Source organism: Pseudoalteromonas sp. B131b (assembly GCF_037162545.1).
In the GTDB taxonomy this organism is placed as follows: Bacteria; Pseudomonadota; Gammaproteobacteria; order Enterobacterales; family Alteromonadaceae; genus Pseudoalteromonas; species Pseudoalteromonas fuliginea.
The window spans coordinates 164,982-181,851 of the sequence record NZ_JARLUZ010000002.1 but is presented as its reverse complement, the minus strand read 5'-3'; the positions used below and the strand labels follow the sequence as shown (position 1 = coordinate 181,851).

Below are 16,870 nucleotides of genomic sequence, written 5' to 3'. Positions count from 1 at the left end.
TAATACCAATTCACATTAGCCCTTCATGTTTTAATAACCACCGTTTTCTATCCAAGCCTCCCGCATAACCCGTTAACTTTGCGTTAGCACCAATGATCCGATGACACGGAACAATAATACTAATCGGGTTTTTACCATTCGCAGCGCCTACCGCTCTCACTGCTTTGGGGTTGTTGAGTTGATTTGCAATATAACCATATGTTTGCGACTCCCCAAAAGGAACTGTTAATAACGCCTGCCATACACTTTGTTGAAATACTGTACCGTTTGTATCAAGTGGTACCTCAAAAGTAGTGCGTTTTTTTGCAAAATACTCGTTCAATTGCGCAGCGCAAATAAGCACCGCTTTGTTAGTGACTTGCTCAAATGGCGTATGAGAGTGCTCAACTGGTGGATAAAACCCAACATAACTCACACCTTTATCGGTTGCTTGAATAATAATGTCGTCTATTGGGCTTGGTATTTTTGTTTGAATTATCATTACAATTGCTGCCAAAGTTGAAACGTTAAATAAGAGCGAAAAGGAGCGCAATGAGCAGGCTCAAAAGGGTTTGCTGCCGCTTGTGCTTTTTTAATCCCTAAGTCGCCATCAAGTAGTATATCGGGTTGGCTTTGTCCTCGCAGCTTTGCATAGTTTACCGTCCAAGGGCCAATTCCTTTTAAACTAAGCCATTCGTCTAAATCATCATTTTGAGGGTTTAACGCACAAAATTGCGCTAAGTTATGCAGCGCATTTTTACGCGCCTGTGGCATTTTAAAAAATGTAAAATCACTATTAGCAACAATTTTAGCCGTAGGAAAATAAATGGCATCGCCCTTTTTTTCGCCTAATTCATCAACTAACTTTGTTACTAAATTATGCGCCGCAGTAACACTTACTTGTTGCCCAAGTACCGCCCTTATACCGGCTTCAAAGCTTGACCAAATTCCTGGAAGCCTGAGTCCCTCGCACACTGTAAATGCATTGTTTGTATTAGCGCTTAAATGCGTTTCAATTAAATTAATATCGGCATCCAAATCAAGTACACGACGTATATTATTTATTACTGGTTGCAGATGACGCGTATTATCTATGTCAATAAACACCCTAAAGTGGTTTCTACTCGCTATAAATTCAGCGGTAAAGCTTCCTTTATATTCCTCACTTGCAAAAGTACGCCCGTAACTCGTTTGCGTTATCCACTCCATTGGTTTTATCAAACGCCTTTGTAAAAAACACTGCAAAGCAGGCCAATTATAAGGCGGCCTAAATGGTAAAGTTAATGTGAGTGTTGACGTTGGTTTTTTATCGCCACTGCGCAGCTTCGAGGGGGCTATATTTAACTGCTGTAAAAATGCATCATTAAAGCGCCTAATGCTTTTAAAGCCAGCGGAAAAAGCTATTTCTGTCATTGGTAGGTTTGTTTCTTGAATCAGTTTTTTAGCAAAATGGCATTGATTGAATAACCTGTAGTGTGTAATAGACACACCAAAATATTGTTTAAATAAACGTCTTAAATAGCGACTACTAATACCTAGACGACCTGCTAATTTTTCGCAGTCATGTTCATCATTTTGATCTATTAATTGTTTTGCTCTCAACGCGGTAGTTTTTGTCCCCTGCCACGCTGCACTGCCAGGTGCACTATCAGGTCTACATCGAATACATGGCCTAAAACCATCTTGCGCTGCATTGTGCGCAAACTGATAATAAGCCACATTCTTTTCATGAGCCGTTGGTGCCGGACAAATTGGTCGGCAATATATTCCAGTGCTTTTAACCGCTACATAAAAAAGACCATCAAAACGAGGGTCTCGACTTTGACGTGCTTTTTGCCAATGTAAAAATTTCATAAACGGCTCTACAAACTAATTTAATAGAGCCTAGCTTATAGAAAATAAACTGTATTACTAGCCATATTCGGCACTTAACCAATAGCAGCTAAATAGCGATTTTGTACTTCAGCCCAATTAACCACATTATAAAAAGCAGCAATATATTCAGGGCGTCTATTTTGATATTTTAAATAATACGCATGCTCCCACACATCAAGGCCTAATATAGGTGTATTACCTTCCATTAAGGGACTATCTTGATTAGTACTGCTTTGTATAACTAATGACCCATCAGGTGCTACACATAGCCATGCCCAACCACTGCCAAATTGACTTACAGCCGCTGCAGTAAACTTTTCCTTAAATTGATTAAAACCACCAAGCTGCTCATTAATTGCTTGTGCCATAATATCACTTGGCTCTCCTCCTCCGTGGGGACTCATGACTGACCAGAATAAGCTATGATTTAAATGCCCACCAACATGCTCCTGCACTGCTTTTTTTAAATCATTTGGTAAGCCATTAATCTCTCTCAATAACTTTTCGGCATCTAAATCAGCGAACGGTGTATTCGCTAAAGCAGCATTAGCTTTATTGATATAGGTTTGATGATGTAAAGTATGATGAATATGCATTGTTTTACCATCAATATGAGGCTCAAGCGCATCGTACTCATAGTTAAGTGCAGGCAAAGTAAAAGCCATAAATACTCCTTTTTCTTTTAAATTAGTGCAGTTGATTGTTTGTAGTACTCTCTGAGCATAAGCAAAAATTTACTTGCTCAATAAGTTCGGGTAAAGAGGGGTAACGACGTGCAAATGACACAAGCTCAGCTGATGTTTTAAGATAATGATGCTTACTTACCTTTTGTACATCGTAATGAGTGTGCTTAATAAGTGGAGATAATGATAAGTGAACTTCACATAACCATTTACATGCATTTTCAGGTTGCTGCATTGCAATATAGGTATCAGCTAAATTATGGGAGGCAACAACAAGTGCAGGAATACAATGTTCAATAGCATAAATGACATTAGTATTAATTTGCGCACATAAGAATTGTTGTAATAGATGGCCAGCGAGTGTTTTAGCTAATAAGTACTTGTCACGCGCTTCAAGTAGTGCACCTTGCTCAAAGGCATAATTGCCTTGCATGATGTTTGACTGCCAAGGGCTCAATGCTTGCTCAAGATAAAGTAAATCAGGTTGCTGCTGTTTTTGACCTAAGATCATAAAATCATCTATGCGTTTATTTAATATGCTATTAACTTACACACCATAAAACGCAAATGCAAATGATTTTCATTATCTATTTTGCAAAATTAATTAATTCATCTCCTGCTAATCGGTAAATAATCCATTCATTTTGCGCTTTAGCACCCATGCTGTCGTAAAAATCAATGGCCGGTTTATTCCAATCTAAAACCACCCATTCAAACCGACCACAGTTATTGCTAATCGCTATGTTAGCTAAGTGTTTCATAATTACTTTTCCTGCGCCTTTCCCACGGCTATCTGGACTTACGTATAAATCCTCGAGATATAAGCCATTCTTACCTAACCATGTAGAGTAGTTATAAAAATAAACAGCAAAGCCTATTGGTTCATCGCCATCCAAACAAATAATACTATGTGCTGTCGCCCCTTCACTAAATAATGTATCTAATATGGCTTGTTCATTTGTTTTTACTGCGTCTGGTTCTTTTTCATAGATGGCTAACTCGTTTATAAAATGTAAAATCGTTTTTGAATCACTTGGTCGCGCATCACGAATTTCAATTATTTCACTCATATACTTTATACCTCAAATATATTGTTCTAATTTATCTTTTAAAAAATCCAATTGTATTGGCTTGCTTAAATAATCATCCATTCCGGCAGCAAAACACCTTTGCTTATCTGCATCCATCGCATTTGCCGTTAATGCTATTATTTTAATATCTTTGTGTTTGTCGCCCGCTAAGCCATTTCTAATAGCTTTTGTGGCATCAAAGCCGTCCATCACTGGCATTTGGCAATCCATTAACACCGCTTTAAAATAACCTTGCCCATGAGTATTTAAAATATCAATAGCGAGCTGTCCATTTTCAGCAAGCGTAATATTACAATTAAGTTTTTTAAGCATTAATGTGGATACTTGCTGATTAATTGGATTATCTTCTACAAGTAATATTTGAATAGGTTCACCTAATTTTTCTTTTTTCAAAGATGAGATATAACCGGATGTAACCAACGGTAATGCTTCATCATGCTCATTATTTGTAATTACCGACAACGCTGAAATCAGATCCGCCGTTGTAACAGGTTTAGGGAAATAAGCTTGAAATCCAATGCTTGAATAACGCTGAGCACCTTCCATACCAGCAATACTCGTCATCATAACAAGGGGCATGTTTTTAAAGTCATCGTTTGCTTTTAAAGCCTTGCAAAGTCCAATCCCGTCCATGCCAGGCATTTGCATATCAAGCACTGCAATATCATACATTTTTAGATTACTACTGATCCGGCTTTCACACATTGCAAGTGCATCATATGCATCGCATGCAAGCGCTACATGGGCGCCCCAATGCTCTAGCTGCTGGGATATAACAATTCTATTAGTTTCATTATCATCAACAACTAAGACAGATAAACCTTTTATATTTAGCTTTTGTATATAACGTTCTTTTTGCTCACTTTGGGTGACTTGTATAGTCACAGTAAATTCACTCCCTTGGCCTGCTTCACTTTTAAGTGAAATTTCCCCACCCATCAGCTCACACAGCTGTTTACAAATAGCTAAACCGAGTCCAGTGCCACCATATTCTCGCGTTGTTGAAGCATCTACCTGAGAAAAAGGTGAAAATAATTGATGCTGTTTTTGCTCATTAATACCAATACCTGAATCTTTTACTTTTATTTGTAGCACTAAGCCTTGTTCTACTTTATCTATTTGAGCACTAACGACAACTTCACCTTTACTGGTGAATTTGACCGCATTACTCAATAAATTAGTAAGAATTTGACGGATACGACCTGGATCGCCACACAATTGTGAAGGCTCTAAAGCGACTAAATCTAAGATAATTTCAATGCCTTTATCTTGAGCTGTAAAAGCTTGCGCAGCTGCAACTTCACCAATTAAATCACCCGCATTAAAATTAATACTTTCGAGCTCTATTTTACCCGCTTCAGCTTTAGAGAAGTCTAAAATATCATTAATAACCCCCAGCAATGAGTGAGCACTTGTTTTAGCAATCCCTACTTTTGTTTCAATTGGTTTCGATAAGTTTTCAAGCTCAATAAGCTCTAGCATGCCAAGTACACCATTCATCGGCGTTCTAATTTCATGGCTCATCGTCGCTAAAAATTGACTTTTAGCAACCGCAGCATCTTCAGCCTTAACGAGGGCAACACTAAGCTCTTCTGCTATTTTTTTACGGCGTTGCGATATAAGCGTACTTCCGACTAAGGTTGCTAATGAACGTAAATAAGTTTCTTCGTTTTGAGTCCAATAATGGTGTTCATCCACTTTTTCAGCACTCAAAATCCCCAAATTCCCATCGCCCGAAGAAATTACAACATCAATTAACGATTTAATATTTAGCGGCCTGGTGTAGTCATCAATAAACTCAGCTGTTGCAGGGTGCATATTTACATTATCAACCGCAATTAAGTTATGCTTGTAAATAGCAGAAAAATACGCAGGAAAGTCTTTAACTTTTAGCTCATCTTCCGTGCGAACCAGTCCCTCGCCTTTAGTATGTAAACTATGACGCACCATAGCATCACCGGCCTCATTAAAAATCCATAACGAAGCACGCTCTACATTCAATACCTCACACATTGATTTAACAACTAGTTTGTTCACTTCGCTTACATCACTACTTTGTACTTCAGGCGCGATGGTTAATTGGGCAAGATTTTTGTTATATCGGTTTGCTTTTTCACTTTCGATCTCTAAACGTTTATGAGCATCAATACTTTGAAATGAGCCAAATATACGTATGCATTCACCATTTTTAAATTCAGCTTGACCCATAGACTTAACCCACCTTTCTTTACCTTGATGGGTTAAAATTATCAGCTCAACACTCCAGCTTTCACCTAAAGTAACTGCATTTTCAAATAGCTTAGAGATTTTATCGCGATGTTCTCCCAGCTTGTAAAAATCTATTGCGGTCGCTAAATCGGGTTCATATTCATCAGGTACACCATGAATAACTTTAACTTCATCTGACCAATAAAGAGTATGGGCTTTTAAATCTATTTCCCACGCGCCAATTTGTCCCTGCTTACTCATTGATTCAAGTAAACTTTGCTGACGTTTTATTTTTAACTGTATATTGTAGCGCTCAGTAATATCCAATATAAAGCCATCAAGGTACAGAACAGTACCGTCAGAGTCATAGATTGCCTTACCCTTTTCATTAACCCATCGAACATAACCATTTTTTGCTATAATTCGGTATTCAATTGACCACGTACTATGCTCTTTAATAGATTGGTTAATTGATTTTTTTATATGATCAATATCTTCTTCATGAAGAAGATCAAAGAAACGCTTATTTTTATTATTAATAAAATCATCTGCGGCATAACCAGTGATATCTTTAGTTTGATCACTTAAATAAAGCATCGTCCATATTTCATCTGACTCGCAGCGATAAATAATACCGGGAATATTTTCAACAAGAGACGCAAACTGATCACGGCTGCTTTGTAGTTCAGACTCCGTTGTTTTTCTTTGAGTAATATCTACATGCGTCCCAATCATTCGTTTAGGTGAGCCGTCGCTATTCCATTCAACTACTTTAGCTGTATCAAGTACCCAGACCCAATGCCCTAACTTATGCTTCATCCGAGCTTCGCTAACATAAAAATCACTGCCGCCAGCTAAGTAGGTTTTTAATTTTAATTCTGATTCAACTAGATCTTCTGGGTGTGCATATTTATACCAAGTATCTATGCTGCAAGGTTCTATTTCACTAAGTGTATAACCAATGATTTCAGCCCAACGTTTATTAAACGTAACTTTGCTTGTATCTACATACCAATCCCAAATACCAACAGCGGTACTATTGATAACAAGTTCAAGTTGTGTTTTATGCTGTTCTAATTCAAATTCCTGTAACTTAAGTGGAGTAATATCAGTGCGAATTGCTATATAGCTTTGTGGTTTACCTTCATCATCTAAAAATGGCGCTATAGTGGTGTCCATCCAATATAAGCTACCGTCCTTTGATCTGTTACAAATTTGCCCATTCCAAACTTCACCACGCTTAAGCGTTGCATACATTTCTTCAAAAAAAGCATGTGAATGCGTGCCTGAATTTAATAACCGGTGATTTTGACCTATAAGCTCATATTCTTCATAACCACTTATTGCACAAAATTTTCCGTTCACAAAAACTATTGTTCCGTGTAAGTCAGTAACAGCAACAATTGCATGCTTATCAAGCGCTGATTTTTGCTCTGCTAATTGCTTAAGTGCAATTTGCAATGCAGCTCGTTGTTCTTGCAAAGTACTTTGCTGTTCTTGATTTACTTTTACAAGCTCATGCAGATCTTTTGAAAGCTGATTAAACTCAATACTGTCGTTTAAAATAGGGATTTTTACATGTTTCCCTCTGGTTATACTTTCAACAATATTAGTTAAACGAATTAACGGGCGAGATAATCTACGACCAAACCACCAAGACGAACATAAAATAAGCAGCAAAGATCCTGCATTAGTTAAAATAGCAAGCCGCTTATAATAGAGACTGCCTTGTAATGCTGCTTCAGCTGGTTTGGAAACTAATAATTGCCAACCTTGCTGGCCTAAAAAATCAAGTTCATTAATGTATGCATAAAATATTTTTTCATTGTTATTAGCATAACTAAACACTTGTTTTGGTGCGGAGCTGTTTTGATTTAAAAGCGGTGGAGTAGTAACGGAAGCCCTTGTTTGCTTTTCGATTTTGTTATTGTGCAGTATAAAGAATGCAACACTCGTATTTTTTGCCTGTATTTTGCTTAAGTTGTTTAGCAGTCCCTGTAAGTTCACATCGGCTAGTAATACACTTTTTAGTTTATTTTGATCGTCAAATATAGGTAACGACACTATATGATGCGCATATCCTTCAACCACCATAGAGTGAAATAATGCTTTATCTGTTTTATTTTGTGCTATGAATAATTTAGTGAGTTCTGATTCTTGAATTTGATTAAATAAGGAAAGTTCTATTTTTGCTTTGTTAGACAACACGTCAATGATTTCAATATGATTTATAAAATCATATTGTCTGACAAAATCATTTATTAAAGCGTGTTCCTTGGTTGGACTTATACTTAATTGCGACTTTAATAAATACAGATCATTAACTTGGTCTAAAAACCAAATTTCAGCAAATTCCTTTCCAATATTGCTGAGTTCATTTAGTTCGCTATGCGCACTTTGCTTAAGCGTATTATTTACGTGCTGAAAACTAAACCACGTTAGCAAGCATAACGGCCCTAATGCTATAATTATAAAGGTAATAATTAATTTACTTCGAACAGATTGTCCTTTACCTGTTAACACTCCAAAGTTTAAACCCTTATCCATGCTTATTGCCTAATAGCTTATAGTCATTTTATAGTGACTATATTAATGCATTAAATATATAAAGACGCAAGTTTTGAGCTATAAACGCCTTAAAAAATCGGTATTTAGCGTTATAACGTCAAATTAGCATTACAATAAAAAACATGCCAATAGGATTAATTTTTTGACTCCTTTGTCACTCTTGTAGCTGTTTTAAACTCCCCATGATATAAGCATTATTCAATAAAAGTGTTTTGAGAGCATTATGGCGCACGATCACTCACATAGTCATGTAGACGAAAACCAAAGCGATAAACAGCTCGCCGTTGCTGTTATCATTAACGTATTACTAACCGTAACCCAAGTTATTGGCGGGATATTTTCGGGTAGCTTATCGCTTATAGCCGACGCACTTCACAATTTAAGCGATGCTGGGGCAATATTTATAGCGCTCATTGCACGTAAAATCGGTAATAAACCAGCTGACGTAACTCATCATTTTGGCTATAAGCGCGCTGAAATCCTCGCTACTCTTTTTAATAGCACTACATTAATTATAATTGGCCTATATTTAATTTTTGAAGCCATTTCTAGCTATTTAAATCCACAGCCTATTAATGGTTGGATAGTTGTGTGGGTGGCAGCAATAGCATTAGTTATTGATTTAGCAACAGCGTATTTAACCTACCGAGCTGGTGCAAATCACAGCATAAACATAAAAGCGGCTTTTATTCACAACATCTCAGATGCAATGGCCTCTATTGTTGTTATTATTGCTGGCACTTTAATTATTTTATACCAGTGGTATATCGTTGATTTAATTGCCACAGTGCTTATTTCTGTGTATGTAATTTATCATGGTATTTTATTATTAAAGCAAAGCGGCAAAATTTTAATGCAAGCAGCCCCTAATAACATTGATACACACGCAATATCACATGCTATTAGTAATGAATTTAATATCGAATCGGTAGTCAGCATTAAGCTTTGGCAACTAGATGATAAAGAAAATCATTGTGAGCTTGTTATTAGCACTCAACAAACAATTGATTTACCCGCAGTAAAAGGCTTCTTACACGACAATTTTAACATCGAAAATTGCATAATAGAAACCAGACCTATTGCAAATAAAAGCGCAGAATAATAGCGTTAATAATGAGCTAAACAAATACATAACTATTTAATTGAAAACATCTCGTATTATCATTTACAATATTGCTACTAACTTATAATGAGATACTGTTTTTGAAACTTTGGTTACGTAGAATTCATTTAGGCCTTGCCCTCATTAGCGGACTATTTTTATTAATAGTGAGCTTAACCGGTGCTGTTATGATTTATGCAAAAGACATACAGCACTTCATTCAGCCAGATAAATGGCAAGTTATTCCGCAGCCTCGTACATTAAACAATCAAAAATTGATAGAAAGCGTGCAAACGCAAACACAACAAAAAATTGTTTTTTTATGCCCGAGCAAAATAAAGCATTAGCTTGGCAATTTAGATTGGCTAACAAGCACTACGTGAGTGTCAATCCTTATTCTGGAAAAATAATTCATAGCTATCAAACAACAGACACAATTTATGGCTTTGCTTTAGGCTTACATCGCTGGTTATTATTTGAAGATAGTGATGGTAAAAAACCATTTAAAAATTGGATGTCAGTGTGTGCATTATTACTTTTAATCAATGTACTAATCGGCTTTTACCTATGGATAAAACCAAAAAACAGAATTAAGCGTTTAGCTATTAAGCCTAAAGCCAAATTTAGAGTGCTAATGTATCAATTACATACCGTACTTGGTGTTTACTTTTTTATACCGCTTGTACTTATTGCCTTTACTGGTATGGCATTTAATTGGAAAACACAAACTCAATCAGTATTAGAATTTGTAACGTTTAATAAAGTAGAGCAGAGGCCCAAAGCGCCAAAAATAATAGCGCCTTCTCAAGCTGATATAAACTATAACGAAGCAATTAGAAATGCTGGGGATGTATTCCCTGATGGTCGATTATTTAGAATTTACTTACCTAAAAAAGCAGACGATGCCATTGCGCTCAGAATTCAAAACCTTGGTGAAAGCCATGCTTATAGTTGGGTATGGGTAAATCCATTTACAGGCAAAGTATTAAACTCATTTGACGCAAGTAAAGCCAACTTTACGACGCAAGCATGGAACTTTAAGTATAAATTTCACATTGGGGATTTTGCAGGCCCCATAGTGCAATTTATATGGTTATTGATTGCCCTTTCACTCGCATTTTTTATTGTAAGCGGTGTGTATTTTTGGTTAAAACGCCACAAACGAAAATAAATCTCATTAACACTTGCGTGATTAGTTGATAATAATTACCATTGCGAAAATTATTATCAACTAAGAGCTCTCCCATGTTAAAAACTTCGTTTTGCCTTATTGCTGTTGCAGTAAGTACTAACACGCTAGCAGATGAAAATAATAAAAATGAATACGCTTCTGAACAATTAGAACATGTCATTGTATCTGGCAGTCGTATCTCAGAAAGTATTGACGAAGTACCTGCCTCTATTACCGTTATTAATCAACAACAAATACAGCAGCATTTAAAAGTAAGCTCAGAACTGGGGAGTTTACTTGCACAAATGGTTCCAGGACTTGCCCCAGATACAGGCAGCTCAAGTAATTCAGGACAAACGCTACGTGGCCGTGCACCTTTAATAATGATTGATGGTGTACCGCAATCAACCCCTCTTCGTAACGGCTCTTTAGGCATAAAAACACTTGATGCAAGTGCCATAGCGCGCATTGAAGTTATAAAAGGCGCGACTTCTATTTATGGTAATGGTGCTTCAGGTGGCATTATTAACTACATAACAAAACAGGCTCGCAGTGATGGTAAGCCTGAAGGTGAAATAAGTATTTCAAGCCGCTTTAGCGCTGTTAAATTAGCAGAAAGTGGCGGCGGTAGAATATCAGCAGCAGTAAACGGCAAGATCGATAAATTAAGCTACCTGTTAACGGCAAACTATGAAGAAAACGGCGTGCAACGCGATGCACAGGGCGATATTTTAGGCTTACAATACGGTTTATCAGACTCTGAAACTCAAAATTACTTTACTAAACTAAGTTACGATTTTGACGACGAAAAGCAATTGCAGTTTAGCTATAACTTTTACAGCTCACAGCAAAAAACTGACTTAGGTGATATTACTGGCGATGGCAATATAGGGGAAAAAACATACGCTATTCACGTACCTACAGAACTACAAAAGCAAGGTAAGCCGCAAGGACCCGATGGCAACGTTAATATTACTCTAAAATATGTTGACTACGCGTTGTTTGAAAACACACAAATGACCCTCGATCTTTATAAACAAGATATAGAAAACGTATTCTTTTTCTCCACTAACCTAGCTAACCTCGATGAAGGCTATACCGGTGGTCAGTCCGTTATTAAATCAGAAAAGCAAGGTGCAAGGGCTACATTTAATAGCCAGTTTGATTTTGAAAACGTAGCAGCCACCCTAATCTACGGCATTGATGCCTTAAACGATAAAACATCACAACCTTTGGTGGATGGCCGTGTGTGGGTGCCAGAAATGGACATGGAAAGTGTTGCTGGTTTTTTACAAACAAAATGGGTAATAAACGACGATATTATTGTAAAAGCAGGTGTAAGAAACGAAAGTATTGATTTGAGCGTAAGTGATTACCAAACATTAAAACTGTGTAGAACCCCTTCGCAATGCTCAGTCCCATTAAATGTGCGTGGTGATACCATAAACTATGACGCTACAACGTATAATGCAGGCATAAAATACAATTTAACAGATGTATTCAGCCCATTTTTTAGTTATTCACAGGGATCTGATATTTCTGATATTGGGCGCTTACTTCGCGCTGCAACCGTTGACGATATTGCACTTATTCAGACACAAGCATCTATAATTGACAACTACGAAGTTGGTTTTACTTCACAGTTTGAAAACGTTCGTTTTGAATTTGCACTGTACAGAAGTACTTCAGAGCTTGGCACCAGTAATGAATTTAACGAAGTAACGGGTGTTTACGAACCCGTACGCGCACCGCAAGAAATATGGGGTTACGAAGGTTTAGTTAATTATACTATTAATCAAGATCTTAAATTAAGTGCTACATACAGCTACGTAGAAGGAAAAAATACTGAAGCGGATGAATATTTAGGCGCAAAACAAATCAGCCCACCTAAAGCCACTGCTAATTTAACATGGCAAACTAACGAAAAGTTATCACTTGCAATGAGTTTTTTATATGTAGGTGACAGAAAGCGCTTTGATAAAAATGCACAAGGTCAATACTCCGGAGATCAGGGCCCGGTGAGTAGCTACAACACATTTAACTTAAGTGGCCAGTACAACGTTAACGCCAGGTGGAGTGGCTATTTTGGTATCGAAAACCTGTTCAATAGCGATTACTACCCTGCCCGCGCACAATCTTACACTTACGGCGGCTATAACATCAAAGGATTAGGCACAACGGCTACCCTCGGTGCTAAATACCAGTTTTAATTAGCAATAGACTCAATAAATAGGCATCATCAGCATACCTATTTATTTAAAAAATAATATGAAAAGCAGTATCTCAACTTATTGTTTATAAATACCTCTAGTAATCATTCTCAGATGCTAGGGAGTGTTGATCTTTAGTGGGTGAGTTTGCAGCAGAGTGTTTGGTTTTTAGGCAAGGCAGAGCTTATGTAGTGTGGTTATTCCCCATAAATAGGCGATAACGCAGCATAAATACCAAACATGCACTGCCCTTTGGCTTCTTTCTAGGGACGATTAACTCTTTGTTGCTCGGTTTTTACTTAGCCCACTAGGTTACAAACCTCGCGCCGCGATTTAATCGCCCCTAGATTGAACAAATTTCAATCCACAAAGATTAACACGCCCAGATACAAATAAAAAACTGTCCATAAACCAAGCAATAACGCAAACTTAAATAAGAATCAAAACCAATAGTAACACAATGATTTTTATAGAGAAAACTTGCAATTCATTCAATTTATACTACACTGCTTACAATTGAAATAGTTAAGGCGATTTATCATGAAAGGTAATCAAAAAGTAATCGATGCGTTTAATACATTGTTAGCTAACGAATTAGCAGCAATCGATCAGTATTTTATACACTCGCGCATGTATGACGACTGGGGTTTAAACAAGCTATACGAACGCCTTAACCATGAAATGGAAGAAGAAAAAGATCACGCAGATTGGCTTATTAAGCGCATCTTGTTTTTAGAAGGTGTACCAAATATGACTAAGCGCCGTGACTTACTTATCGGTAGCGATGTAAAAAGTATGATGCAAAACGATTTAACACTAGAGCTTGAAGTAGTAGCGTGTGTTAAAGACGTAATCGCAATATGTGAAGAACAGCAAGATTACCAATCACGTAGCATTTTAGAAAAGCTGTTATTTGATACCGAAGAAGATCATGTTTACTGGTTAGAGCAACAACTTGGTCTAATTGATAAAATTGGTTCTGAAAATTATCATCAAGCACAAATGGCTTAGTAGGAGCATATTATGAAAGGCGATAAAGACGTTATTGCGGCGCTAAATAAAGTACTCGCTAATGAGCTTGTTGGTATTAACCAATATTTTTTACATGCACGCATGTTTAAAGACTTTGGCTTCACTCAACTAGACAAAGCAGATTACAAAGTATCTATCCAAAAAATGAAAAACGCCGATCGATTAATTGAACGTATTTTGTTTTTAGAAGGCTTACCAAACCTTCAAGACTTAGGCCGATTACGTATTGGTGAAAACAGCGAAGAAATGATTGCTGCTAACATGAGCTTTGAACTCGATACGATTGATGAATTACGAAGCGCAGTTAAACTGGCTGAAAGTAAAAAAGATTATATTACCCGTGAAGCCCTTGATCACATTTTAAATGAACAAGAAGAGCAAATTGATTGGTTAGAAACCCAACAGTTACTTATTAAAAATACGGGCATTAAAAACTATTTACAGTCTCAACTGTAAACAATAATTCAGCCATAAAAAAAGCAGCTAAAAAGCTGCTTTTTTTATATCTAAATTTTATATGTAATTAAGCAACTTGATCCGTTACATCCGCAATCTGAATAAGTCTGCGATTAAGGATCTTTTTAGTACAACCACAACACTTACCGCATTGGCTGCCCACTTTAAGCTCTTTAGTTAATTCACGCATGGTCGTTGCACCATCGTCAATTGTTTGCTCAATTTTTTTATCTGTCACACCGTGACATAGACAAATATACATGAATACAAACCACTCTCAATTACATTTAGTATGTACATATTAATCTAAACGAAAATAGTTATCAATTATTTTATTGGCTAATATGTATCTTTTTTCAGCTTATGTGGCCAGCGCCACTTAAATTGAGAATTCGCGGCAGCTTGAGAATTGTTTTAATTTTAAGCAAGGTGTGGCACACAGATTGAGATTTACTAGAGTCGACCTTAAATTTAAGTAAGGTTAGGTTTAGGTAAATATTTGAATGGTTAAAAATTAATGACATTAAGGCTTCAGAAGCCTTAATGTATAAGTACGGAATTTATGGGAAGGTGATTTCCGGTTTGTACCATGAGCAGACATTGGTAACACTCATATAAGCGGCGATTTACTGCTCTTGTGAATTGTTCGTCTTAATGTTTTTGTTATGTGCGTATATATCAAGCGCCGCTTCACTTGCTGAGGTTATAGCTGCCACACCACGCAAGGTGATGTCTACATCTAATTCTATGTACGAACCTAAATTAGTCGTAAACGCTGCGAAGCTGTCCTTTAACTCAAAGAGATAAATCTTTTGAAACGCTTTGCAACTCGAAATATTTTTCATTTTTGAAGATATGCATTCTTTGCTTAACTCAACCGCCGACTCATATTTTACTACCATTTTTTCTAATTGCGCTTTGTCGTCAATATTTTCAGCGAACGAGTAAAAACTAGCGAAATAAAAAACTATAATTACTAACTTTAAAATTCTAAACATAATATTCCTTTTCGAACATAACGAGACTGTAGAACTCCAACAACCAAATTAATTTAAAAACGAGCGCCTAAAATCAACGCTAAGCGTTTTTAAAGCATTAGGTAATGCATTTGGAACCCATACAACAGGCTGTTTTTCTTAAAAATGAGTAATTCTACAGCCTCAACGAGCCTGTAGATTAACTCGTTTTTAAATTTTTTTATTGATAAACAAACCATAGCTGAGTTCCTATTTTGGTTCAATCGATTACTGTGTTTTTCATAGAATATAAAAGCTGGTTTGGTATTGTTTTAATTGGCGTTTTGGACGGGATTGCGGGGGCTTTAGTGGCTATTATTTAGGGTAAAAGGGCTTACCCTTCTTAATGCATCGTGTTTTGCAGCTTTTCTATATTATGAACAAGGCAATACTGTTGCCATTGGGCGTTCACTTTCGCTTGACTCCGTAAGGTCAATTTATTCATGCCTTTATTCACTGTAATATTCCGCTTTTTATTTAAAGGAAAGCAGGTTCAATACAGCCGAATCGTTTGCCATACTTTAATAAACAGCTGTCGTCGTCCGATTGGGCTCTCTATTTTTACTTTCATTTTGTCTACATAGTTCAGCTTTTTGCGTGATTCCTTATTTATAATAATGCACTCTTCATGCTGTTTTTGTTGGCTTTTTTCGTAATAATTAGGATGGGTGTCATCCTAATTGCGTTCTTTAATAAACAGCTGTCGTCGTCCGATTGGGCTCTCTATTTTTACTTTCATTTTGTCTACATAGTTCAGCTTTTTGCGTGATTCCTTATTTATAATAATGCACTCTTCATGCTGTTTTTGTTGGCTTTTTTCGTAATAATTAGGATGGGTGTCATCCTAATTGCGTTATCATCCTAATTGCGTTAATGATTACTTAGCGTCACAAGGTTTAGTGTCATTGAAAGATATTTGGATCAATATTCATTACGGGAGATGAACCGCCCATTGCGGACCCGCATGATGGGTGGTGTGGGGGCTGGAGGTTAGAGACCTCCGGCTACCCGATTAGGTAATACTATTCATCCCACTCAGGGTACTGCTCTGGTTTTACACCACTTTCAAGTACTACTTTAGGATAAAGTGTATTTGGCTTTTCACTAAAACACTTTTTACGACTTTTATTTATTTGAAACAACCAGCTATCGCCATAATCAAACATATAAAAGAGCTTCTTGCCTTTTGCTTTTGAGAATATAGTTTCAATTGTTTCTTGAATTACTTTGTCATCATCGCATGATATGCGCTGTGCACTTCTAGAATAATAAGAGCTAGCAATACAAAACTCATACATATGGTCATTATCAAAACCTACAGCACACAAAATTGCCTGATGTAATTCATCCAAGCTATGGTCAATAGGGATTTCTAAAGCACATTCCCATTCACTATGGGCGTGCATACCATCAAGTAATTTTATCTTTAAAGTTTCAATCATACTCAGACTTTACCTTGTTACCTAACGAGCCTGTAGA

General features: G+C 36.8%; 13 protein-coding genes and 3 pseudogenes. 5 read left to right on the top strand and 11 right to left on the bottom strand.

Features of this window, described 5'->3' with window-relative positions; all coding sequences use genetic code 11:
* Positions 1–10: 10 nt before the first annotated feature.
* The 6 genes from P4S65_RS18770 to P4S65_RS18745 form a co-directional block, all read right to left on the bottom strand.
* Entirely contained in the window at positions 11–481 is a 471-nt protein-coding gene (locus P4S65_RS18770; RefSeq protein WP_096794457.1) for a methylated-DNA--[protein]-cysteine S-methyltransferase, read from the bottom strand.
* Entirely contained in the window at positions 481–1,833 is a 1,353-nt protein-coding gene (locus tag P4S65_RS18765) for a DNA-3-methyladenine glycosylase 2 family protein (protein WP_337120857.1), read from the bottom strand. The genes P4S65_RS18770 and P4S65_RS18765 overlap by 1 nt, the downstream gene beginning before the upstream one ends.
* 74 nt (positions 1,834–1,907) lie before the next feature.
* Positions 1,908–2,519 carry a superoxide dismutase gene (locus P4S65_RS18760; RefSeq protein ID WP_008133824.1) on the bottom strand — a complete coding sequence of 204 codons (612 nt, stop codon included), beginning with the start codon at positions 2,517–2,519 and terminating at the stop codon, positions 1,908–1,910.
* A 22-nt stretch (positions 2,520–2,541) separates the two neighbouring features.
* Positions 2,542–3,048: a hypothetical protein gene (locus P4S65_RS18755; RefSeq protein ID WP_007375592.1), complete on the bottom strand. Its 507-nt coding sequence runs from the start codon at positions 3,046–3,048 to the stop codon at positions 2,542–2,544.
* A gap of 76 nt (positions 3,049–3,124) precedes the next feature.
* Positions 3,125–3,607, bottom strand: coding sequence for a GNAT family N-acetyltransferase (locus tag P4S65_RS18750; RefSeq protein WP_337120854.1), 483 nt, complete (start codon positions 3,605–3,607; stop codon positions 3,125–3,127).
* Positions 3,608–3,619: 12 nt separating this feature from the next.
* Positions 3,620–8,383 (bottom strand): PAS domain-containing protein, encoded by a 4,764-nt coding sequence (locus P4S65_RS18745; RefSeq protein WP_337120852.1) that lies wholly within the window; start codon positions 8,381–8,383, stop codon positions 3,620–3,622.
* 244 nt (positions 8,384–8,627) lie between these two features.
* On the opposite strand from P4S65_RS18745, the gene P4S65_RS18740 reads away from it, so the two are divergent.
* The 5 genes and pseudogenes from P4S65_RS18740 to bfr (P4S65_RS18720) all read left to right on the top strand — a co-directional run bounded on the left by P4S65_RS18740 (position 8,628) and on the right by bfr (P4S65_RS18720) (position 14,375).
* Positions 8,628–9,506 (top strand): cation diffusion facilitator family transporter, encoded by an 879-nt coding sequence (locus P4S65_RS18740; RefSeq protein WP_096794452.1) that lies wholly within the window; start codon positions 8,628–8,630, stop codon positions 9,504–9,506.
* A 101-nt stretch (positions 9,507–9,607) separates the two neighbouring features.
* Positions 9,608–10,677 (top strand): annotated as a pseudogene (locus tag P4S65_RS18735) (PepSY-associated TM helix domain-containing protein).
* A 74-nt stretch (positions 10,678–10,751) separates the two neighbouring features.
* Positions 10,752–12,887, top strand: coding sequence for a TonB-dependent receptor (locus P4S65_RS18730; RefSeq protein WP_337120851.1), 2,136 nt, complete (start codon positions 10,752–10,754; stop codon positions 12,885–12,887).
* Between the two features lie 540 nt (positions 12,888–13,427).
* Positions 13,428–13,898: a bacterioferritin gene (gene bfr / locus P4S65_RS18725; RefSeq protein ID WP_007375598.1), complete on the top strand. Its 471-nt coding sequence runs from the start codon at positions 13,428–13,430 to the stop codon at positions 13,896–13,898.
* 12 nt (positions 13,899–13,910) lie between these two features.
* Positions 13,911–14,375 (top strand): bacterioferritin, encoded by a 465-nt coding sequence (bfr, locus tag P4S65_RS18720; protein ID WP_002958984.1) that lies wholly within the window; start codon positions 13,911–13,913, stop codon positions 14,373–14,375.
* A 67-nt stretch (positions 14,376–14,442) separates the two neighbouring features.
* Here the strand turns inward: bfr (P4S65_RS18720) and P4S65_RS18715 are convergent, their stop codons facing one another.
* The 5 genes and pseudogenes from P4S65_RS18715 to P4S65_RS18700 form a co-directional block, all read right to left on the bottom strand.
* Positions 14,443–14,637, bottom strand: coding sequence for a (2Fe-2S)-binding protein (locus tag P4S65_RS18715; protein WP_002960627.1), 195 nt, complete (start codon positions 14,635–14,637; stop codon positions 14,443–14,445).
* Positions 14,638–15,001: 364 nt separating this feature from the next.
* Positions 15,002–15,373, bottom strand: coding sequence for a hypothetical protein (locus P4S65_RS18710; protein WP_007375600.1), 372 nt, complete (start codon positions 15,371–15,373; stop codon positions 15,002–15,004).
* Positions 15,374–15,734: 361 nt separating this feature from the next.
* Positions 15,735–16,001: pseudogene (locus P4S65_RS21985) on the bottom strand (transposase); the annotation flags it as partial.
* Between the two features lie 90 nt (positions 16,002–16,091).
* Positions 16,092–16,169: pseudogene (locus P4S65_RS21980) on the bottom strand (transposase); the annotation flags it as partial.
* A gap of 244 nt (positions 16,170–16,413) precedes the next feature.
* Positions 16,414–16,833, bottom strand: a complete 420-nt coding sequence (locus P4S65_RS18700; protein WP_337120850.1) for an IS1096 element passenger TnpR family protein — start codon at positions 16,831–16,833, stop codon at positions 16,414–16,416.
* Positions 16,834–16,870: the final 37 nt, after the last annotated feature.